21 protein-coding genes are annotated in these 21,166 nt (G+C 49.5%); 10 read left to right on the plus strand and 11 right to left on the minus strand.

What is annotated here, in order from left to right:
• Nucleotides 1-140: 140 nt before the first annotated feature.
• Both ACQ4MZ_RS04665 and ACQ4MZ_RS04670 read right to left on the minus strand, forming a co-directional pair.
• Nucleotides 141-1,175 (minus strand): FecR family protein, encoded by a 1,035-nt coding sequence (locus ACQ4MZ_RS04665; protein ID WP_430843419.1) that lies wholly within the window; start codon nucleotides 1,173-1,175, stop codon nucleotides 141-143.
• A gap of 72 nt (nucleotides 1,176-1,247) precedes the next feature.
• On the minus strand, nucleotides 1,248-1,835 hold the full coding sequence (locus tag ACQ4MZ_RS04670) for an RNA polymerase sigma factor (RefSeq protein ID WP_430843420.1): 588 nt from the start codon (nucleotides 1,833-1,835) through the stop codon (nucleotides 1,248-1,250).
• Between the two features lie 220 nt (nucleotides 1,836-2,055).
• Between ACQ4MZ_RS04670 and ACQ4MZ_RS04675 the strand changes: the two genes are divergently transcribed.
• From ACQ4MZ_RS04675 to ACQ4MZ_RS04690, 4 genes are all read left to right on the plus strand, one after another.
• The gene (locus ACQ4MZ_RS04675) at nucleotides 2,056-2,760 is read left to right on the plus strand and encodes an NUDIX hydrolase (RefSeq protein WP_430843421.1); all 705 of its coding nucleotides are present in this window, start codon (nucleotides 2,056-2,058) and stop codon (nucleotides 2,758-2,760) included.
• A 272-nt stretch (nucleotides 2,761-3,032) separates the two neighbouring features.
• A complete protein-coding gene (locus tag ACQ4MZ_RS04680; protein ID WP_430843422.1) occupies nucleotides 3,033-4,697 on the plus strand; it encodes a ribulokinase in 1,665 nt (554 codons plus the stop codon).
• Nucleotides 4,697-6,187, plus strand: coding sequence for an L-arabinose isomerase (araA, locus tag ACQ4MZ_RS04685; protein WP_430843423.1), 1,491 nt, complete (start codon nucleotides 4,697-4,699; stop codon nucleotides 6,185-6,187). The genes ACQ4MZ_RS04680 and araA overlap by 1 nt, the downstream gene beginning before the upstream one ends.
• Before the next feature lie 6 nt (nucleotides 6,188-6,193).
• Nucleotides 6,194-6,898 carry an L-ribulose-5-phosphate 4-epimerase gene (locus ACQ4MZ_RS04690; protein WP_430843424.1) on the plus strand — a complete coding sequence of 235 codons (705 nt, stop codon included), beginning with the start codon at nucleotides 6,194-6,196 and terminating at the stop codon, nucleotides 6,896-6,898.
• Here ACQ4MZ_RS04690 and ACQ4MZ_RS04695 read toward each other — a convergent pair.
• The 6 genes from ACQ4MZ_RS04695 to ACQ4MZ_RS04720 all read right to left on the minus strand — a co-directional run bounded on the left by ACQ4MZ_RS04695 (nucleotide 6,895) and on the right by ACQ4MZ_RS04720 (nucleotide 14,423).
• On the minus strand, nucleotides 6,895-7,059 hold the full coding sequence (locus tag ACQ4MZ_RS04695) for a hypothetical protein (protein ID WP_430843425.1): 165 nt from the start codon (nucleotides 7,057-7,059) through the stop codon (nucleotides 6,895-6,897). The two genes, ACQ4MZ_RS04690 and ACQ4MZ_RS04695, sit on opposite strands and share 4 nt — an antisense overlap.
• A gap of 724 nt (nucleotides 7,060-7,783) precedes the next feature.
• Nucleotides 7,784-8,173, minus strand: a complete 390-nt coding sequence (locus ACQ4MZ_RS04700) for a response regulator (protein WP_430843426.1) — start codon at nucleotides 8,171-8,173, stop codon at nucleotides 7,784-7,786.
• Nucleotides 8,174-8,179: 6 nt separating this feature from the next.
• A complete protein-coding gene (locus ACQ4MZ_RS04705; protein WP_430843427.1) occupies nucleotides 8,180-9,271 on the minus strand; it encodes a sensor histidine kinase in 1,092 nt (363 codons plus the stop codon).
• On the minus strand, nucleotides 9,268-11,448 hold the full coding sequence (locus ACQ4MZ_RS04710; protein WP_430843428.1) for a sensor histidine kinase: 2,181 nt from the start codon (nucleotides 11,446-11,448) through the stop codon (nucleotides 9,268-9,270). The genes ACQ4MZ_RS04705 and ACQ4MZ_RS04710 overlap by 4 nt, the downstream gene beginning before the upstream one ends.
• The gene (locus ACQ4MZ_RS04715; RefSeq protein ID WP_430843429.1) at nucleotides 11,439-12,131 is read right to left on the minus strand and encodes a hypothetical protein; all 693 of its coding nucleotides are present in this window, start codon (nucleotides 12,129-12,131) and stop codon (nucleotides 11,439-11,441) included. The genes ACQ4MZ_RS04710 and ACQ4MZ_RS04715 overlap by 10 nt, the downstream gene beginning before the upstream one ends.
• A 6-nt stretch (nucleotides 12,132-12,137) precedes the next feature.
• Nucleotides 12,138-14,423 (minus strand): Rv1355c family protein, encoded by a 2,286-nt coding sequence (locus ACQ4MZ_RS04720; RefSeq protein WP_430843430.1) that lies wholly within the window; start codon nucleotides 14,421-14,423, stop codon nucleotides 12,138-12,140.
• A gap of 387 nt (nucleotides 14,424-14,810) precedes the next feature.
• Here ACQ4MZ_RS04720 and ACQ4MZ_RS04725 point away from each other — a divergent pair, with 387 nt between their 5' ends.
• Nucleotides 14,811-15,275 (plus strand): response regulator, encoded by a 465-nt coding sequence (locus ACQ4MZ_RS04725; protein WP_019940883.1) that lies wholly within the window; start codon nucleotides 14,811-14,813, stop codon nucleotides 15,273-15,275.
• Nucleotides 15,276-15,279: 4 nt separating this feature from the next.
• Here the strand turns inward: ACQ4MZ_RS04725 and ACQ4MZ_RS04730 are convergent, their stop codons facing one another.
• Nucleotides 15,280-15,453, minus strand: a complete 174-nt coding sequence (locus ACQ4MZ_RS04730) for a hypothetical protein (RefSeq protein WP_430843431.1) — start codon at nucleotides 15,451-15,453, stop codon at nucleotides 15,280-15,282.
• A gap of 140 nt (nucleotides 15,454-15,593) precedes the next feature.
• Here ACQ4MZ_RS04730 and ACQ4MZ_RS04735 point away from each other — a divergent pair, with 140 nt between their 5' ends.
• Both ACQ4MZ_RS04735 and ACQ4MZ_RS04740 read left to right on the plus strand, forming a co-directional pair.
• Nucleotides 15,594-15,797 (plus strand): hypothetical protein, encoded by a 204-nt coding sequence (locus ACQ4MZ_RS04735; protein ID WP_430843432.1) that lies wholly within the window; start codon nucleotides 15,594-15,596, stop codon nucleotides 15,795-15,797.
• 156 nt (nucleotides 15,798-15,953) lie between these two features.
• Nucleotides 15,954-17,066, plus strand: a complete 1,113-nt coding sequence (locus tag ACQ4MZ_RS04740) for an alpha/beta hydrolase (protein WP_430843433.1) — start codon at nucleotides 15,954-15,956, stop codon at nucleotides 17,064-17,066.
• On the opposite strand, the gene ACQ4MZ_RS04745 is transcribed toward ACQ4MZ_RS04740, so the two are convergent.
• Nucleotides 17,063-18,220, minus strand: a complete 1,158-nt coding sequence (locus ACQ4MZ_RS04745) for an acyltransferase family protein (protein ID WP_430843434.1) — start codon at nucleotides 18,218-18,220, stop codon at nucleotides 17,063-17,065. The two genes, ACQ4MZ_RS04740 and ACQ4MZ_RS04745, sit on opposite strands and share 4 nt — an antisense overlap.
• A gap of 183 nt (nucleotides 18,221-18,403) precedes the next feature.
• On the opposite strand from ACQ4MZ_RS04745, the gene ACQ4MZ_RS04750 reads away from it, so the two are divergent.
• The 3 genes from ACQ4MZ_RS04750 to ACQ4MZ_RS04760 are packed head-to-tail and all read left to right on the plus strand — an operon-like array spanning nucleotide 18,404 to nucleotide 20,408.
• Complete coding sequence (locus ACQ4MZ_RS04750) at nucleotides 18,404-18,832, plus strand: SRPBCC family protein (protein ID WP_430843435.1); 429 nt, start codon at nucleotides 18,404-18,406, stop codon at nucleotides 18,830-18,832.
• Between the two features lie 40 nt (nucleotides 18,833-18,872).
• Nucleotides 18,873-19,184 carry a MerR family transcriptional regulator gene (locus tag ACQ4MZ_RS04755; RefSeq protein WP_188935454.1) on the plus strand — a complete coding sequence of 104 codons (312 nt, stop codon included), beginning with the start codon at nucleotides 18,873-18,875 and terminating at the stop codon, nucleotides 19,182-19,184.
• Complete coding sequence (locus ACQ4MZ_RS04760; RefSeq protein ID WP_430843436.1) at nucleotides 19,185-20,408, plus strand: M20/M25/M40 family metallo-hydrolase; 1,224 nt, start codon at nucleotides 19,185-19,187, stop codon at nucleotides 20,406-20,408.
• 113 nt (nucleotides 20,409-20,521) lie between these two features.
• Here the strand turns inward: ACQ4MZ_RS04760 and ACQ4MZ_RS04765 are convergent, their stop codons facing one another.
• Complete coding sequence (locus tag ACQ4MZ_RS04765; protein ID WP_430843437.1) at nucleotides 20,522-21,037, minus strand: metallophosphoesterase family protein; 516 nt, start codon at nucleotides 21,035-21,037, stop codon at nucleotides 20,522-20,524.
• Nucleotides 21,038-21,166: the final 129 nt, after the last annotated feature.

A 21,166-nucleotide genomic window follows, 5' to 3' on the forward strand; every position in this document is an offset into this window, starting at 1 on the left:
CACTATTGGATAAAACATCCTTTTGAAACGGTGGTACGAAGAAAAAGGATGGCATTTCGGGCCGGGTAGTGGTGGTACACTTCCGGCCCTTTTTACGGTGGTACGGATGGGTTCATAAGATCATGGGTAGCTATTAAGGATTATTCACATGGTTCTCCGTTGATGGTGATGTTATTGTTTGATATAGTGTAAGTTACCTCAAGTGAAGTACAAAGGATTTCGAGGATGTTGGAGAAAGGCTGTGACTCGAAATTGGCTGTCAGGCCGCACCGGGCCAGTCCGGGGTTCGCGAGGGAGATCGACACATTGAAGCGTTTTTCAAGCTGTTCGATTACCTTGTCCAATGGCGTTTCCTCAAAGACAATGGTCACAGGCTCGTAAATTTCCTTTTTCGCCTGAGCGGGCAGTGTTTTGGAAATAAGCCGTTTGGAATCCAGTTCGAACAATGCCTGCTGCTGTGGTTTGAGAATCACCTCCTGCTTGTTGAACGATTCACCCTGCGCGGTCACCTGCACACTGCCCGTCACGACATCTACCTGGAATTTTTTCTGGTTTTTGACCGCCTTCACGTTAAAGCTCGTCCCGAGCACGCGAATGACCATGTCGCCGCTTTTGATATTGAATGGGCGTGTTTTGTCTTTTTTCACGTCAAAAAAGCCTTCCCCCGAAAATTCCACGAACCGCTTGTCGTTGGCAAAACCCGTACGGTATTCGATTACGGCGTTTGGGTGCATTGTCACCATGCTACCGTCGGGAAGCTCGTGCCGGACGATCTGCATACCGGTGTTTTCAAATATGGTTACAGGGAGCCGAATGTTCTTGGTGTCACTTTTTACAGTAATGTCAGGTCGCCGGCCAGTTCGCAGGTTTACGGCCAGGTAGACGCCCAGCACAATGGCAACGGACGCTGCGATGCCTGTCACGAGACGCCATGGAAGTGCCCGCCACAAGGAAGTTTGTACAGGCTCTCCTTCCCCGAGATTTAATTCGCGCCGGATATTCCCGAATGCCTCGTTCCGTATTTCATCCTGCTCCGCATCGGGCAAATGGTCGAGATAGCGCGGCTCGCCTTGCAGCGATGCATACCAGGCTTCGACGATTTCTTTCTCTGCCTCGGTGCATGCACCGGACAGGTATTTTTCGAGTAATGCGGGCGGAATACCGTTTGGCTTCATGAGATCGGGGATGTTGTCAACCCAGAAGTCGCGCGCCGGAAGGGGAACCCTTAGTAGTTTTTGAAAATTTTTTTAAAAAGAAGCAAAAAGGATCAGCGCACAAAGCATATGCTCTTTTAAATGCTCTTTAAGGATGCGTAATGCTTTGGTAATGTGCTGTTCTACTGTCTTTTCGGAGATGTTGAGTTGTTCGCCGATCTGTTTATTGGAAAAACCCTGGCGGCTCAGCGTGAATACTTCGTGGCATTTCGGGGAAAGCAAATGCAGGCCTTTCTCATAGCGGTTTTGCAGATCGGAGGCGAGGGTAGGCTGGTCGGCGAAGTCAGATACATCGCTGCGGTGAATTTCCCACTGGCCGTAATGATGCTGGCGGGTGTATTCTTTCCGGTAGAAAGATATGATCAGCCGTTTGGCCATTGTAAACAGGAACGACCGACCACATTGCACCTGGTGTTGGCGGCGCTGTTGCCACAGGCTCACAAAGAGCTCCTGGACGATTTCCTGCGCCGTGAACCGGTCATTGACCTTGGAGTAAGCGTAATTGAACAGAGTTTTGAAGTAACGGTCGTAAAGTTCCGCGAAAGCCAGTTCATCGTCCTGCTCACTGATCAGCGCAAGGATATTTTCATCGGAACAGGTAGCGTAAAAGTTGTTCATCATGAAGATAGCCTTTTAATAATCTGATTATTTTCGCTGAGAAGCGGTACAAAATTCGTACTTAAATTTGTGACTAACTCTTTAAACAGATTAAGTATTCTCGTACTTTTTTTTACTTTCTTAACATAAACTTAACATTTTCCGGGATTCGCCGTGAAAATATTTTGTAACTAGTAGTTGAGTTAGTGCCTTGAATGACAATACTTCTACGATAACGTATTAGATGAATAACTATCCCCAGGCCTCCCGCATTCTCGTGGCCATTGACTGTATCATTTTCGGATTTGACGGAAAGGATATCAAACTGCTGTTGATCAAAAGGAATTTCGAGCCCGAAAAAGGGAAATGGTCGCTGATGGGGGGCTTTTTAAATGCGGATGAAGACCTTGCCGACGGGGCAGTCCGTATTCTGCATAATTTGACGGGCCTCAAAGATATTTATGTCGAGCAGCTTGAGACTTTCGGGAAAGCGGATCGCGACCCGGGCGAGCGCACGGTTTCGGTCGTATTTTTTGCATTGATCAAAATCGACGACCACGATTCGGAGGCTGTCAAAAGCCACAATGCCTCCTGGATCACCCTCGACGCCCGTCCGAAGCTGATATTCGACCACGAACAAATGGTCACCCGTGCCATCGAGCATCTTAAATACAATGCAGCCCTGCACCCGATCGGCTTCGAGCTGCTACCCGAGCGCTTCACGATTCCCCAACTCCAAAAGCTCTACGAAGCTATTTACAACATTCCCATAGACCGCCGGAATTTCAGCCGGAAATTGCTTTCTACCGGTCTGCTCATCGATACCGGGCAGAAGAACAACAATAGTGCTACGAAAAAAGCCACCCTTTACAAGCTGGACGCTGAGCGGTACAAGACGAAATTCCACTCGTTCTGGAATTTTATGCCGGATTCGATGAAGAGTAATTAAGCGCGCTTGCGCGCTGGTGCAAATCTCTGGATTTGTACCCACTATTCGCGGGCCTCCGGCCGGTCGATACGGTAACTTCGTTCTTGCGGTATTGACCGGCCAGAGGCCTGCGAATGGTAGGCACGAAGGCAGACCTTCGCGCCTGCTCGCTCCGCTCGCTTAAAATTTAGATTGTGTCAATGTTACACTAAAAACAAATTTATTTATATTTGTTAGGTGATTAGTTAAATAAATGCGTCAAATTGGTCTGAGAACATCCTAAACCGACATTTATGAAGGAGAATTACGTCATTGGTATCGATTTCGGTACCGACTCTGTGAGGGCATTGGTGGTGAATGCGGACACAGGTGAGCAGGCTGGAACCGCCGTACAGGAATATCCCCGGTGGAAGCAAGGCAAATATTGCGATGCGGGTGTTTCACAGTTCCGACAGCATCCCCTCGACTATCTTGAAAGTTTGGAAAACGCCGTCCGCAGCGCACTGGACCAGGCTCCGCCGTCCGTAAGGCAAAATGTGCGGGGTATTTCGGTGGATACAACAGGATCCACGCCCGTGGCCGTAGACCGAAATGGTACGCCGCTGGCATTGCTTCCTGAATTTGCCGAGAATCCCAACGGTATGTTTATTCTCTGGAAAGACCATACCGCTAACGCGGAGGCCGAGGAGATTAACCGGCTGGCGCATAGTTATGATATTGATTTTACCAAATATGTAGGCGGAATCTATTCGTCGGAATGGTTTTGGGCCAAGATCCTGCGCACACTGCGCGTGGACGAGGCCGTACGCGAGCATGCATTCTCGTGGGTAGAGCATTGCGACTGGATTTCGGCAGAGCTGACCGGCGTTACCGACCCGCTTCAATTGAAACGTTCACGTTGTGCCGCGGGCCATAAAGCGCTTTGGCACCAGGATTTTGGGGGCCTTCCATCCAATACATTCTTCCGCGAGCTCGATCCTTTGCTCGACGGACTCCGCGATCGCCTCTTCGCTGATACGGCAACCTCTGACGAGCCAATGGGTACTATTTCCAAAGAATGGGCCGCGAAACTGGGCATTCCCGCAGACGTGGTAATAGGCGTGGGCGCATTCGACGCGCATATGGGCGCAGTAGGTGCGCTCATCGAGCCTTATTCCTTATGTAAAGTAATTGGTACTTCCACCTGCGATATGCTGGTGGCTCCGAATGAGGAAGTGGGACATCTGCTGATCAAAGGCATTTGCGGGCAGGTCGACGGCTCCATTGTGCCCGGTATGCTGGGTATGGAGGCCGGGCAATCGGCTTTCGGGGATATTTACGCATGGTTTTCCAAACTCATTGTTGAGCCTGTGCGGACTTTATTGGGCGAAGAAGAGGCATCACGGCTTTCCAGACAACTCATCCCGTACCTGGCGGAACAGGCGGCTAAACTTCCGGTTACTGAAAAGGACATTATCGCCATCGACTGGCTGAATGGCCGACGTACGCCCGACGCGAAGCATACCTTGAAGGGCGCTTTACTTGGCCTGAACCTCGCGAGCGACAGCGCCCGGATATTCAAGGCCTTGGTAGAGGCCACCGCTTATGGTTCGAAGGCCATCGTGGAGCGCTTCCGGAGTGAAGGTGTGCCGATCCATCAGGTGATCGCGATTGGCGGAGTAGCGAAAAAATCGGCATTTGTCATGCAAACGCTGGCCGATGTACTCAATATGCCTATTAAAGTAGCGGCGTCCGATCAGGCTTGCGCACTAGGGGCGGCGATGTTCGCGTCGGTGGCGGCCGGAGTGCACGCTACCTTGCAGGAGGCGCAGGAAGCAATGAGCTCGGGCTTCGATGCCGTGTACCAGCCGCGTGAGGCGCAATCGGCAGTGTATCAGCAGCTTTATCAGAAGTACCTGGACGCCGGCGCTTATATTGAGAACGAATTTTTACAAAAAGGATATTTACAATTCACCTGATGCTTGATTTAAAACAGTTTGAAGTCTGGTTTATCACCGGAAGTCAGCATTTGTACGGCGAGGAAACGCTCCGCCAGGTCGATGAACATTCGCAGGTCATCGCCCGTTACCTCGACGAAGCCCCGCAGGTACCTGTGCGGGTGATTTTCAAACCGGTCGTTAAATCACCGGATGAAATCTACCACATCATCCAGGAAGCCAACAGTGCCCCGAATTGCATCGGTATCGTAGCCTGGATGCACACTTTCTCTCCTGCAAAAATGTGGATTCGTGGCTTGCAGATCCTGCAAAAGCCGCTATTGCATTTGCATACCCAATACAACCGCGATATCCCCTGGGCCGGGATCGACATGGATTTCATGAACCTGAACCAGTCGGCACACGGCGATCGCGAATTCGGGTTTATCATGACGCGCATGCGACTGAACCGGAAGGTGATCGTCGGGCATTGGCAGCAGGATCATGTGGTGGAAGGCCTCGGGCGATGGGCGAGGGTAGCCGCCGGCCGTCACGACCTGAAAGGGGCGAAATTTGTTCGTTTCGGCGATAATATGCGGGAAGTAGCCGTTACCGATGGTGATAAGGTGGCTGCCGAGATGACTTTCGGTTTCTCTGTAAATACGTATGCAGTTGGCGATTTGGTAGCGGTAATTAACCAGGTTTCCGATGCCGAAATCTCCGCATTGATTGAAGAGTATATCGACGTGTATCAACTCGCTTCGGGCCTGGAGAACGGCGGCCAGCGCCACCAGGCATTGCGAGACGCGGCGAAGATCGAGCTGGGTTTGAAATACTTTCTCAGAGACGGCAATTTCAAAGGCTATACCAATACATTCGAAGACCTGCATGGCATGAAACAGCTGCCGGGCATCGGCTCACAGCGCATGATGGCGGCGGGTTACGGTTATGCCGGCGAAGGCGACTGGAAAACGTCGGCGATGGTGCGCGCCTTGAAAGTAATGGCCAGTGGCCTGCCGGGCGGCAACTCATTTATGGAGGATTATACTTATCATTTTAATCCATCGAATAACCTGGTGCTGGGATCGCACATGCTGGAAATCTGCCCAAGCATTGCCAAAGGCAAGCCTTCCGTGGAAGTACATGCGCTGGGGATAGGAGGTAAGGAGGACCCTGTACGGCTCGTATTCAATGCGACGGCCGGGCCCGCGTTGAACGTTTCACTCGTGGATATGGGCAACCGTTTCCGCTTATTAGTGAACGAAGTGGAAGCCGTGGAAGCAACCGAACAATTGCCGAAGCTGCCGGTGGCACGCGTGCTCTGGAAACCTCAGCCGGATATGCAGACTGGCTGCGCAGCCTGGATTTACGCCGGCGGCGCGCACCATACGGCATTTAGTCAGAATCTTACCACGGAATATATTGAAACCTTCGCTGAAATGGTAGGTGTGGAACTGGTGGTGATCGATAAAAATACCACGTTGCGCCAGTTGAAAAACGAGTTGCGTTGGAGTGAAGCCTATTACAGATAATCCGAAATGTCGAAATATCAATACCTCAAAGAGCAGGTTTACGAGGCCAATATGGAGATCCCGCGGGAGGAACTGGCGATCGTGACCTTTGGTAACGTAAGTGGTATCGACCGGGCGGCAGGCGTGGTGGCGATCAAGCCCAGCGGCGTGCCGTACCACCGGTTGAAAGTCGAAGACATTGTGATCGTAGATCTGGACAATGCATTGGTAGAAGGAAATATGCGACCGTCTTCCGATACCAAGACGCACACGTTGCTTTATAAAAGTTTCCCGTCGATCGGGGGCGTGTGTCATACGCATTCCACGTACGCGGTGGCGTGGGCACAGGCGATCCGGCCTATCCCGAACCTCGGCACTACCCATGCCGATCACCTGACAGTATCGATCCCGGTGACGGAGGTAATGTCCGATGAAATGATCCAGCGCGATTACGAGCTCGAAACGGGCAACCAGATACTCGATCTGTTTGCGCGGGAAAGACTAAGCTATGAAGAAGTGGAAATGGTGCTGGTGGCCTGCCACGGGCCATTTACCTGGGGAAAAGACCCGGCCAAGGCCATCTACAATTCAATTGTACTGGAAGAGATTGCGAAAATGGCCTATCTGACGTTACAGATCAATCCCTCGGCTGCGGCGATCAAGCAGAGCCTGTGCGACAAGCATTATTTCAGAAAGCACGGCAAGGACGCCTATTACGGCCAGGGCTGCTAGTTCTTTTTAGTAGAGCCGCTGCTTCCCGACCGGCGACTGGCGATGTTGCGCATTTGCTGCAATGCTTCCTGGCGTGTCATCGCTTTTTCGTTGGACTTGGCTTCTTCGATGGCGTCTTTGGAAAAACGGCCTTTCAGCAGTTTGAAAATCGTGAAAATCATATTCTTTAGGTAACTAAGGGCGGATAACCCATCATATACCCAAACTTAGCAAAGAACGCGCTATAAAAAAAGAGCTGCCGGTGTTCCCATTCACCGGCAGCATCAGTCATAAAACGTTGAGTATAATGAGTGCTTGTTTGCAATTCAGGACAGGGCCTCTTTGCGTAATTTTTTTCCGGGGTGAAATTCGTCTTGGATCCAGCGTACAAAATTGTGGGAGTTAGTTTTGTAAATCTCCATGGATAGAGGCTTGATGCCACTGAACTCAACCTCTTTAACGTACTGTGCGTGCAATTTCAAAATCTCGGCCAGGGTTTTGCTATCAGTTTTCATTAAACATTGTGTTAAAGTTTGCACTGGTTGTCAGACAGTATGCAATAAGAACGTACCCAATCCTTCGTAAGATCTTTTATTATTTGAAAAATTATATTCTTGATTTGAAACCTTATAGTATCGTTTAGGGAACAGCACTCTTACGACGCATTGTTTCGGACAATGGTCGCGCTGATTGTTACATTATAGGACAATTTGTGGAGGTGCGTTTGATTTTGATTGTTGGCTTATTGGCTTGACAATCAACGTATAGGGGCTCCATCTGACGTCTTACCCTCCGAAAATGCGACGGAGGGCCATTTAACGCTGGACGTACCCTTAACCGTGGAAGGAAATGCTAGCGAGCTCGTCCACTTAATTTAATATCCTAAAAAAATTATACTACAAAGATTTAGATAGCAAGCTTCTTTTTAAGGAAAGGAATCTCCAATGGTTTTGGCAGCAGGTCAATAATGTGCTGGCTGGCTTTGGCTTTTTCGATATCCCGTGTATCGATAGTCGAGGAGAGCATAAAAATCCTGACTTTTTCCCGAAGCGCTTCCGGCAGCCGATCGAATTCATCGATGAACTCGAAGCCATTCATGTCGGGCATCTGGAGATCGAGCAGAATGATAGTGTCCGGCAGGCTTTCGGCCTGGGCAATGAGGTGTTTGAGGGCGTCGCGCGCCGAGTTGAAGGTTTTGACTGAATTTGTAATCCCGCTTTTGATCAATAACTTTTCGTAGATGAACAGGTCGAATGCGCTGTCATCTATCAAAAAGAAGTTAAGCAGTGGCTCCATGTCGGGTTATTTGTTAATAGAAGGAATATTGATTTCAAAAATACTACCCTGTCCGATTTTTGAAGTTACGCTGATTTCCCCTCCCAGTTTAGCGATCGCCTCGTGTACGATGTAAAGCCCTATTCCTGAGCCACTGTTGGTAGCCCCCGCGCGGTAAAACATTTTGAAAATTTTATCCTGATCCGACTCTTTGATGCCGGTCCCGTTGTCTTCGACGATGATTCGTGCGTCGGAATCGGTGGATTTTACGGTTAGGTGAACAAACGGATTGGGTTTGTTCTTATCCTGGAATTTGATCGCGTTGTTGATAAGATTATTGAAAATGATCCGAAGTTTCATCACATCCGAATGGAATACCCCGTCCTGCTGAATATCGGTTGTCATTTTCAGATTGCCATATTCTGGCAGATACTGAATTGTGGCCTGCACTTCGGTAACCAGCTCTTCGAAGCTGATGTCCGTCACGACGGGAACGCCGCGTGCATTCTTGTAATAATCGATGATGTTGATAATGAAAGTATCCAGCTTCTTCACCGACTGCCGGATCAGTTCCAGGTATTCATTCTGGGATTTGACGTCTTCTTCCAGCAATGCGAGGTTCACAATGCCGAGCACCGACATCAGCGGCGCGCGCAGGTCGTGCGAGGCGCTGTACACAAACTTGTCGAGTTCCTCGTTGGCTTTTTGCAGTTCGATGTTCCGCTGTTTCAGGTCCTCGCGGGTTTTATAAATGTCGTATGCATTGGAAATCGCATTTTCAACATACTTGTAGTCCCAGGGTTTGTCTATAAACCGGAACACTTCCCCTTTGTTGATCGCGTCGATCGCCGCCCCGATATCAGTATGCCCGGTGATGAGGATACGTATTGGTTTCGGGAATTTGGTCCTGATTTTTTCGAAAAATTGAACACCCGTCAGCCCCGGCATCCGCTGGTCTGCCAGAATAATGCAGAAGTCCTTTTCGTCCAGCATTTGCTCCGCTTCCACTACCGAAGAGGTAATCGTGATATCGTACTGCTTGCGGAACGAAGCCTTGAACGAATGCAGGTTGTGCTCCTCGTCGTCAATGTACAGAATGGTGATAGCTTTTTCGCTCATTGAAAATCAGGGATTGGGCGTGCTTTTCTTTTTACTGGCAGTGTGATCAAAAATTCTGTTCCTTCTCCGACCTCGGTATTTACTTGAATGTTACCGCTGTGAACTTCGATAATTTTAAAGACAATTGAAAGTCCCAAACCGGTCCCGTCGCCCACCTGCTTGGTGGTAAAAAACGGTTCAAAAATCTTGGCACGGACCTCCGGCGTCATGCCCGGGCCATTGTCACGCATCGATATCGCCACCGTCTCGGGGTCTTTCAGCCATGATTTTACCCAGATGGTCGGGGTTTTGCCTTCTTGCTTTTCTTTTTGCAATGCGTAGATCGAGTTGGTCAGGATATTCATAAATACCTGGTTGAGTTTACCCGCGTAGCACTCTATGCTTGGGATATTTCCCAGTTCCTTCACCAGGGTGATCGAATTCCCCATCTGGTAGTTGAGGATAATGAGTGTGGACTCGATTCCCTCATTGATATTCACCAGGTTCAGATCGGTTTCATCCACGCGGGAGAATATCTTCAAACCTTTCACGATTTCGACGGTACGGTGGGCGCCGTCCTCCATGCCTTTCAGCAATGTGCCGAGCTCGGTCTTGAGGTAGTCCAGATCGAGATCTTCTTTGAGGCGTTCGATCTCCTTTATTTTTCCCTGAAGTCCTTCTATGGAATCGATCTCCCTGATGCCGTCGTAGGAGTCGAGGATTTCCAGGACATCGTCGATATCCCTCCGCAGCGGACGGATGTTGGAGCTGACGAAATTGATCGGGTTGTTGATCTCGTGTGCGATGCCCGCGGTGAGCTGGCCGAGCGATGCCATTTTTTCCGAGTCGATCAGTTGGGTTTGTGCGTCTTTCAACTTGGTGAGGGCCAGGTTGAGCTCGGTATTGGCAAACTGCAACTCGGCAGTGCGCTCGTTGACGCTCTTTTCGAGGAAGGCATTCTGTTCGAGGATGATTTTCTCGTTTTCCATCGAAATCCGCAGTGCCTGCGCCTGGGATATTTCTTTCTCTTTTTTGAAAATGTTGATCTTATCCGCCAATGCGAACGACAGCAATATCACCTCGATGGCCGTACCTGCCTGCATTGTGTAGTTCGTGAAGCTGTTGTAAGGCAGGATGTTGAGGTTTCGCAGCGAGTAGAGTACGATCCCCACCAGGAATATCGACCAGGCAACCAGGAAGAACTTCGCCGGGCGGTAGCCTTCCAGGGACAACATCAGCGCCACCACAAGCGCGAAAAGCGCAGCCGAAGGCGCAAGCAGATCGATGATACGATAGCTGACCATGTTTAATCCCAGGAGGTTGAACACCACCGCTATGCCGTAGGTAACGATGATCGCGATAATGATCCGGTAATTGATGGCAGATCGCTCGCGGATGTGCAGGAAGTTCTGGAAAAAAAGCAATGCAAAGCTTCCCGCCAGCGCCGGGAACAGGATGATCGAATATTCATTAAAGGCCGGTGTTTCAGGCCAGAGAAATTTGAATGTATAGCCCGTGATGGTCGTTTGTGTGAGCCCAATGAACAGGATATACAGCACGTAATATAAATAGCTCTTTTCGCGGATCGAGAAGTACACAAAGAAGTTGTAGAGCATCATCACGAAAAGTACTCCGATATGTATACCGGATATGATTTCGTTGGTTAATGCAAACTGGAAAAAGCCCATCTCGCTACGGACGATGAGCGGGACCACAATCTGCTCGCTTCCGTGGATTCGCAGGTAGTAGGTTTGGGCAGTCTGCCTGGGAATATCGAGTTTGAATACAATATTCTGGTGTTTGACATGCCGTTTGTCGAAAGCGTCGTTCCAGGAAATGGTTTCCTCCTTGGTTTTACCACGCTCCGCTGAGTACAATGTTACCGATTCAATTCGGGGATATGCGAGTTCAAGAAACAGATTGTCCTCGGCACTATTGTTCTTGATATTAACGCGCACCCAGAAAGTGGAAGCACTCACGCCGAAGTTGGGTGTATCCTCGAAGCTGGGCGTAAATTTTCCATGGGCTTTTACTTCGTCTATCGTCAATGACGCGGAAGTGTCTTCCAGTATTTCTACCTGCCTTCCGATCGTCACGTCGTTGCCCTTGAACACGACTTCGCCTGCACGAGCGTGGGTAAGCAAGCTCATCAGTAGCAGAAGGGTTCCAATAATCCTGCGGTAGAACTTTACATCCATTTATTAATATCGTAAACTATGGTTAGGTCCCCGCGCCGACCGGTTTCAACAACGGTTTGAGTGGGGTTTGCTCTCAGGCTGAATATTTTTTCACGTTCCTCATCGGTGGCAAAAGGCAGGTTGATCAGATCTCTGGCGATCAGCGATGTGGCGATCAATCCTTCTTTGGGATAATAAAATGTCCCGTTGTTGCCCAGGTCGGTTAATACCTCGAACCCGATCCGCTGGCTGATAACCAAGGTGATAGGTGAGCAAAGGCCCATCAGGCAATGAATCCCGACTTTCGATGCAATCGCCATAGCCGTTCTTCCCAGGTATACGCTACCAATGCCATAACCGGCTACCTCCTTCGAATTGAAAAGCCCGCAAAACTCGGCCACGTTATAGTCGCCGATCTTGTCGACGTAACTGTAAATGCTCTTGTCGATCTTTGCAATTGCATCCTCCATCGGCATTTTGAGGTTTGCCGAGCGGACCTGCACCCGGGTACCACCATAAATGTCCTTGCCGTCCTCCGACTGCACGATGATCACGTAAGTATTCGGATCTTCCAACCAGGTGTGATTGGCCGATGTCACCTGCTTCACGCCGTATGCTTCGAGTACCCTGCGGTGTCCGTCGACATATCTCAGGCTCGTTTCCACATCATCCGGTGCACGGTATGCTTTAATATGTGCTACCATGTACTGTTATGGGTTTACAATAAATAGCGTTTCGTTTAACGGCAATCGGTAACTCTTGATCCCGGGTTTTTCCGCTTTTGCAATCTTAAACAAGAACACCTCTGCCGCGTCCTCTCCAAACGGTACAAGTTCCATGAATCTCTTTCTTAAAGTACGTAATCTCGCAGCTTCCGCTTCATCGAGGCCTGCATTGTCGCCCTTCGTAATGCGGGGAAACAAATAAAACGGGGAAATTAATGGATGGATCGCAAATTGCAACTGTTCGGCCCGAAGCCACAGGCGTTGCATGGCCATTCCGCCCAGGAAAAAGTCCTTGTAACTGTACTTCGGCATGGTGATCATCCCCAGTGCAGAGGCTGTACTGACCGATCTTAGCGCCGCGTCTACCAGCGCACCGCCTCCCTGCACGCCTTTCAATGTCTGGGAAATTTCCCGGTCGCGGATGATCGAAAGCGCGGCTATCTGCGCATTGTTGAGCCCGAGTGTGCGTACGTCGATCCCGTCTCTGGATAATTCGGCTTCGGCAGGCGACCATTTCATTTCGCGGTGCACGAAATCGTAGTGTCCTTCCGGGTTCAGCAGGCGCACCCGATCGCATTCGCCTATGATCTCACCGATGGCCATAATATCCTGTTTGTCGGAAAAGTAATGGAATTCCGCTCCCGCGACGCTTTCGGCTGCGTCCTTTAATTGATGAACGACTGCTTCCGGAATTTCTACCGGCGTTGAGGGGTTGCGGTTCGTACAACGTTCGTAGATCACGCCGACGGCCTCCGGGGCGTAGACCGGTTCGGTACCGTTTGAATCGTTATGCTGAAAATCGATCGCTGCGATGAGTGGTGAATCCTCGCCCAGCGGGAAAATTTCGGCTTTTACGCCAAGCCCGGCCTCATGAGCCTTTAATAATATATTCTCGTAGGAAGCTCCGAAGGAAATGTTGGAAGCGATTTGGTCGAAATCACCGAAAGAGAACGAACGAAAACGGTCGTGGAAAAGGAACAGCCTGCCGTGGTGGTAGAGCCATTTCCAGGGCTGGTCGTTCCCCGTGGAAGGAGCCTGGCAGGCAGCATTCACAATGTCGGCCAACACGTTTTCCGGGATAGCTACTGTCTGTTTCTGAGGTAACGAATCAGCTATACGAACCGCTTCGGTAAAGTCGAAAGGAGCATGCGGGTTATGCCTGAAATAGCCCTGGGACTTCTCCGATTTATCGCCGACGAGTTCTTCCAGATCAATATAGTACCTGCCCGACTCATGGAACTGGTTAAGCAGGATGCGTCGGCACACGTCCGTCACAACACCGCCTCCGAGCGTCACCGCGCTGGCCAGCTGCGGCCAGGTACCGATACTCTGACCGATTTCGACGAGTGAGACCTTGCCTCTTTTGGAGCCGTTGATTGCATTCACGATCCGAAGCACGAGCGGAAGCCGGTCTTCTTCGGAAATATGTTCGAATTTGTCCAGCGGGAGCCCTTGCAAATAACCGTGGAAAATGGGCCGCTCCGGCTCCGTGTCAAACCGCTCAACGTCGAGCATGCCGCGGTCGCTGGTTTCCATCACAACCGGAATACTGAGCTGCGCCGCACGGATACGCGCGCTTATTTTCAGTGCAATATCGTCGCATTCGTCGACCAGGATATCAAGTTTCCCACCATCGAGCAGGAAACCATCCAGGTTCTCCCGGGTAATACCGTCAGGAAAGCATTCGATGTCCAGGAAGGGGTCGATTTCGGCTATCTCCCGGGCGGTCACGATGCATTTGTTGACGCCGATGTTGTGAAGCCCTGTACGTATACGATTGAGGTTGCTGAGTTCAATCGTGTCAAAATCAGCCAGTTTCAGTTTCCCGCACGCCCGTTCAGTGGCAATGCTCAGCGCCACAGAATGCCCCACAGATAGTCCGATAATGCCTATTGAGCGTTTGGAAAGGTGCAGCTGCTCATCGGGTGTGATTTTGTATTGGTTACGGCTTGTCCTGAGTTCAATGAATTCCGCTTCATCGACCAGGTGCAAGAGTCGTTCCGACCATGGATAGTATACCCATACGCCCTCGGCATCAGTATCCTTACCCTCGGCCCATTCGCGGTATTTTTGTTCTGTTTCCGCGGCATTGAGCCGTTTTTTGGGATGCCTGATCCGAATGAGTTCTTGTTTCTGGGAAGCAAACAAATCCAGAATGGTTTTGCCGCGATAGTCTTCAATGAAGGAGAGGAAACTTGTTTTATCTGCGTGGCGCTCTTTGGAGATGAAAACCGGTTTGTAGATATAGTTGATCTCTATGTTATGGTGCATTTTAGAATAATTGTGAAGCCTGTCCTTCTATGGGCCGTGGCCGGATTTAACAAATCACAAAATTGTGCCGATCTTCGTATAAAATTCACCGGACCGGCTATCGCATAGCCTGAATCTCGTATATTCACGCATTTTTACTCGCTTCAATAATTACACAAATTGCTGAATTTATTTTTGTAAAACTAACCTCTGGTTCAATGGGGGACAAAATATTTGGACGTATGCGTGTAAAATTCCCTTATTAGCAGAAGCTTGCGCTTATGCATTGTGTGAAAAATTTGTCGAAAGTGCCGTGGCTGTTGATGCGAATATAGAATTAATATTATAATATTATCAATTAGTTCGGGGTGGACATCTCCTTACCCTGTCAAGCACCAAGTATTCAGAATGGAAAAAGGAAAAATAAGCGTACTGTATGTGGATGATGAAATCAACAACCTCAACTCATTCAAGGCCGCTTTCAGAAGAGACTTCAACATTTTAATTGCAACTTCGGGAAGAGAAGGTCTCGAACTTTTGAAACACAACGTCGTGCATGTGATCATTACCGATCAGCGCATGCCGGAGATGACGGGTGTGGACTTTCTGATAGAAGTGTTAAAGGATTACTCCGATCCTGTGCGCATCCTGCTTACGGGTTATACCGACATTACCGCAGTGATCGACGCTGTAAATAAGGGACATATCTACTATTATCTCAATAAACCCTGGGACGAACAGCAGCTACGCATTATCATCAAGAATGCCTACGAAATCTTCCACTTGCGGGAAGAAAACAAGGAATTGATCGAAAAGCTGATTGACGTCAATGGTCAGCTCGAATTCCTGCTCCGGCAAAACCTGCTTTCATAGGCCCCTAGCGCGATGTGTATTTTCTCCTGACCAGGCTTTTGATCCCGGCTGCCGATGGCCGGGAGCTGCGGAACATGTATGTCAGTATCGAAAAGGCGGACGAAAATGCTACCGCCAGCAAGAGTATCACTGCGAAAAGAAGGTTGCCGATTACTTTGAGAAAAATGATGATGTCCATGACTTCATATAGTGGGTGATTGCCAACGCCTTGTAAAAACCATACCAAAAGCATTCTGACGCCTTGTTGCCTGGCTGGTGCTGGTATCTTTTTTGTAGATGGCCCGTCTGTTAAATCGACAAACTAAACGGGTATCAATCATGAAAAAGAGCATAGCCATTGGCATCATAACAGGGGTTGTCCTATTCCTGTTCGTGATCTCGTGCGGGAAGCGCATGCAGGCGGGTAACACGGAAAAAGAAGGTATGGCCAAAAAGAACAAAACCGAGGGGTATTTCTATCATCAGGCAGAGCAGGACACCACCAGGGATTCGAGTACCGTCAGAAAAAACATAAATAATTAAATCAATCGCACCGGGAATGGACACACTTAAAGCGAAAACAGCGTATTTTCGTGTACGGATTGCCGGGATAGCATAGAGACGGCCGGTATTCATTGTCCGGCCGTCTTTGCGTTACCACGAACCGGCAAACCCTATCAGAAATTATTGACCCTAAAAATGTTGAAACAATTTTACTGGACGTATGGTCTGGTGGTACTGATCGGGATGATTGTAAGCTGCCGTTACCCGGCCTCAGACCCGGGACCGAAAGGCGGCGATGACACGACGGTGCCTAATAAGCCCGATACCGTGATTATCGACACGATCCCGGCCAAGAACCCCGATTCTTCCCTTGCAAATACCGCCCGCTTTGGTGCTGATAAAATTTTTACCGACACCAACCTCAAAACCAGCGAGGGGGTTTTCGATACCGCAACGGATTACCGCGGAAAAGCCACAGAATTGAAATACAAGTTTGTCGCTCCCAATAACGATACCCTGCGGTACAGGCCTTTTGTGCTGATGGTACACGAAGGAGCATTTATTTTTGGGGATTTGGACAACGAAATGGGGATGGCCCGCGGGCTTGCACAGCGAGGTTATGCAGCGGCGTCGATCAACTATCGCCTTGGATTCAACGGGGCGAGCGAAGGTTTCGCCTGCGGAGGCAACAGCCAGGAAGCAGTGCGTGCAGTGTATCGCGCCGTGCAAGATACTTATACCGCGATCCATTACTTCGTGGACCGTGCGGAAGAGTTCGGTATCGATACACGCCAGATCATGCTGGCAGGCAGCAGCGCCGGAGCTATTACCATCACAGCGTTGGTTTACATGAATGAAGCGGATTTCGAGGCACTTGCACCAGGCATTACCAAGGCATTGGGCCGTCTCGATCCCCAGGCTGAGGACAGTCCTTTCCGGGTGCGGGCGCTGCTTACAAAGATGGGTTACGGGATATTCCGAAGCGAGTATATTAATGCGTCGAACGCCATGCCGACGGTCTTTTTCCAGCGAATAGGGGATAATGTGTTACCGTATTATGGCGGTACTTTCCTTTCGTGTCCTACCTATCCGGGGATGGTAGGCGCGAAAGTCGCTTCGGATCAGCTGAAAAAGTTTAAAATACCATTTGAACTGAACTTCGAAAACCTGGAAGGGCATCAGCTCAGCTATCCGGAGGAATATGTGGTGGGGCGTTATGCCGGTTTCATGAAACGGCTGTGGTCGCAGAATCCGCGGCAGATCACCAACAACGGCTATAAAACCGTGGAAGATGTAAAACTCCGTTAGACCTGGCTGCTTGCGTGCTTTTTCACGGGCAGCTGCTTGCTTTTACGAAGCCATTGGCTCAGGTAGGAGGTGAGTTTTACTTCAATATATTCATAGGAAATACGTGAACCGATAAGTGTCAGAGCCAGCGATAACAGGAACATCGCCGTGCCTTCGCTGTAAACCGGAAAGCCCAGCTTGCGGAACAGAAAACCAAGTCCTACGACGATGGGAACGTGCAAGAGGTAAATCGAAAACGACATATCCCCTAAACGGACGAGCCACGACGGGAATTTCTGAATGCGTTCCTGATAATGAAATACGAATGCCGCAAAAACGAGCGTGGATCCGAGTCCCCATTCCAACGGTCCGAATCCGCCCAGGAAGCCTGAAAGGAATTGCCATATAGCGAGGCAAAGGACCGTAGGCGCAACCATTTTGATGGAAAGCAATGCGCGGATCCGCTCATGCATCGAATTATGGTAATAGGCCAGTCCCAGGAATACGCCGCATACAAAGTTCCAGATAATCGGGTTGGTGATCATATTAAGGTACGGCGCCCCTAGATTCTGCATTTTATCCGCTTTTAAAGTAAAAACCCCATAATAGGCCGGAATGCCTGCCAGCGTAACCGCGATCATCAGGAAGAACGCATACCAGCGGAGGCGCGAAAAAAGCATCGAAATGGCGATCAAAAGATAGAAATAGATCTCATAGTTGAGGCTCCATCCTACATTGAGCGTGGCATAGCCGTAAAAAGGCGCCGGTGTATTGGATAAAGGAATAAAGAGCAGGCTGCGCAAAAGTTCGGACGCCCATTCGGGGTTGGGTGACATGCGGCTGTGAAGCAGGCAATATGCGAGGGTAATGATCGCGTACGCAGGCCAGATGCGGATGAGCCGCTTGGCGATAAAGCGGAAAATACTCCCCATCGACGGCAGGGTATTGCGGGTGATATACACCATAATGAAACCGCTGATCACGAAAAATAGGCTTACCCCGGCCGGGCCGGATCCCGCAATGAAATCAATTTCTTTCCGGAAAGGGGCGTCACCGGGGATCACGTCTTTTAAATGATAAATCGTGACGTACAATGCAGCAATGCCCCTCAAAACCTGAATGCTGTCTAATTTGGATTCACGAGTGACGCGGCCCGGGCCTTGTTCCTGTCCCATTCCGATGAGAATTGATAAGTTATTTGTTCGTTTTTGAATACTTTGACACCGAAATAGCTCGAACCGTGTCAGCGGGGAAAGATAGCAAAAAGTGCTTTTCCTTCACAATAAGTAAAAATATCAGTACCCCTGATACGGCACAGTTTTTTCGATGTCTGGAAGAATAAAACAAAATATCTTTTTATGGCACAGGAGCTTACCGTCAGCAAGAAAATTACCATTGAAGCACCTGTGGCGAAGGTGTGGGAAGTGTTGATAGCCCCTAAATATATCCGGCAGTGGGACGATCTCCCGAACGATTTCGAAGATTACTATCTCGAATACGGAAAAGTAATCGATTGGTCGGGGATGACGCGGCTTACGGTCACGGGGTACGAGCCGAACAAGCTGCTCATTTTTTCGCTTTATGTATCGAAATGGGAGCACCCCCCTTCATACTACGATATCGCTTACCGTTACAGACTGGCAGAAGAAGGGGAAACAACGCTCCTGGAACTGGAAATAGGCGATTTTTCGGTGTTGCCGGACGGGAAGGATTATTACGCATCCTCGGAGGAATTTGCGGAGATGGCACTCGAAAAAATCAAAAATTTGTCGGAAAACCGGGTTTAACAGCGTGCACGATTATCTTTGTAATAACCGCTTTGAACTTATGGAACCCAATACCAAATTATACTACGACACCAACGAAGTTGCTGAAATGGTAGGCTGTGAGCCTTCCGCTCTACGCTTCTGGGAAAAGAAATTTCCGCAACTCAACCCCAAACGCGATTCGCGAAACCGCAGGCGCTACACCGAACGCGACATCGAGATTATCCGCAAAATCATGCACCAGCGCGATAAGCAGGGCCGTACCATCAAGGGCACGCGCGAGCAGTTGCGCCGCAAGGAAGAAGCCCAGCTGTTGATCCAGCGTCTTATGCGGGTAAGGAAATTTTTGACGGATATTCAGGAAGTACTCTAAATGAAATACTTTTTTCCGGCCGTAATCGCACTGGCGTGCGCTTCACCGACTTTTGGACAGCGGTTTCAGACCGCGCCGATCCGTAAGCATATTGAATATCTTGCTTCCGATGACCTCGAGGGCCGCGGAACGGCCAGTCTCGGGGAGGTGCGTGCGGCCAATTACATTGCTGCCGCTTTCAGAGAAATCGGTTTGAAGCCCGCGGGGACAAAAGGGTATTTTCAGCCGTTTGATGTCTCATTTGCGATCGACGGCGAGGCCCATGACCTGACCGGTCGGAATGTGGCTGGTTTTCTGGACAACGGTGCTGCCAAAACCATCGTAATAGGCGCGCATTACGACCATTTAGGCAAAGGCTTTCAGGGGAGCTCGCTTTCACCCGACAGCAAGAATAAAATCCATAACGGGGCTGACGACAATGCTTCGGGAACTGCCGGTGTGCTGGAACTGGCACGGTTCTTCGCAGGTAATAATGTGAAAGAGAAGCATAATTACCTGTTTATCACATTTTCAGGGGAAGAGCTGGGATTGCTGGGTTCCAAGCATTATGTCGAAAAGCCGACGCTTCCGTTGAACACCTTCTCGGCCATGATCAATATGGATATGATCGGCCGGCTGGATGCGCAGAAAGGCATTATTATATCAGGATGGGGCACGAGTGAAGTCTGGGGAAAACTGATCCCGGATCTGGCCAAACGTCAGAACTTGAAATATACCGTTGACTCGTCAGGGGTGGGAGCATCGGACCATACTTCGTTCTACCTGAAAAATATCCCGGTGGTACAGTTCTTCACCGGAGCCCACGGCGATTACCACAAAATATCCGACGATCCGGACAAGATTAATTACGAAGGTGAAGCCAGCATACTCACGTTGATATCCGGGTTGTTGGAAAGCCTGGACAAAGAACCTGCAGAACCGGAGTTCCTCACGGCCGGTAACCCGCATTCCGGAAATACGACCAGCAATTTCAAGGTAACACTCGGGGTCATGCCCGATTACAGCTACACCGGAAAGGGTTTGAAGATCGATGGCGTATCAAAGGCACGGCCAGCCGAAAAGGCCGGGATACTTGTCGGAGATGTCATTACCAGGCTGGGCGGTGAGCCGATCGGCACCATCTATGATTACATGGAAATCCTCGGGAAACACGAAAAAGGGCAGACCGTCGAGGCAGAATTGCTGCGTGGGAGCGAAACGAAGGTAGTTAGGGTGACGTTTTGAATGAATGAATTTTGAATGACTGAATGATTGAATAGGTCCAGGGAATTTGTAACCTGACTTTCAAATGATTGTAAAGTCCCCTCTATTATTCAGTCATTCAATCATTCACTCATTCAATCATTAATTATCGCCCCCCGCTTACCTAGTTCAATCGCTTCCATCTGGCTGATCAGTCCTTCATGCAGGTTGAAACGGAGCAATGTTCGGAATTTATGAAACCCTTCGCGCCCCGCAGCCCCCGGGTTGATGTAGAGCATATTATTCAAAGACTTGTCGCGGATCACCCGAAGGATGTGGGAGTGGCCGCACACAAAAATGTCCGGTGTATTTGACTTCAATGTTGGCATTACCTGCGGGTTATAACGCGGTGGTGCGCCGCCGATGTGTGTGATCCACACGCGAAAGCCTTCCACTTCGAAATGCAGGTTTTCATATGTGAGTGCGCGTACCTGAGGCGTATCGATATTTCCAAAAACAATACGGGTAGGCTTAAATGCCTGTAACTGGCTCACGATCTCCGCCGAGCCTATATCGCCTGCGTGCCATATTTCGTCGCAATTGGCAAAATGATCGAAAACGCGTTCATCCAGGTAGCCGTGTGTGTCTGATATTACTCCGATACTTTTCATTTCAAGCTAAAACTATAACAACTAGAGGGCAAATATGGTCAATGAAATCCAGCCAGGAATAATTTAACAAAAAATTTATCGAATTAAAGTAACTTATATATACCAAAAAGAGTACTTTCACAGTTGTTA

The organism is Dyadobacter sp. BHUBP1 (assembly GCF_050587785.1).
Classification (GTDB): Bacteria; Bacteroidota; Bacteroidia; order Cytophagales; family Spirosomataceae; genus Dyadobacter.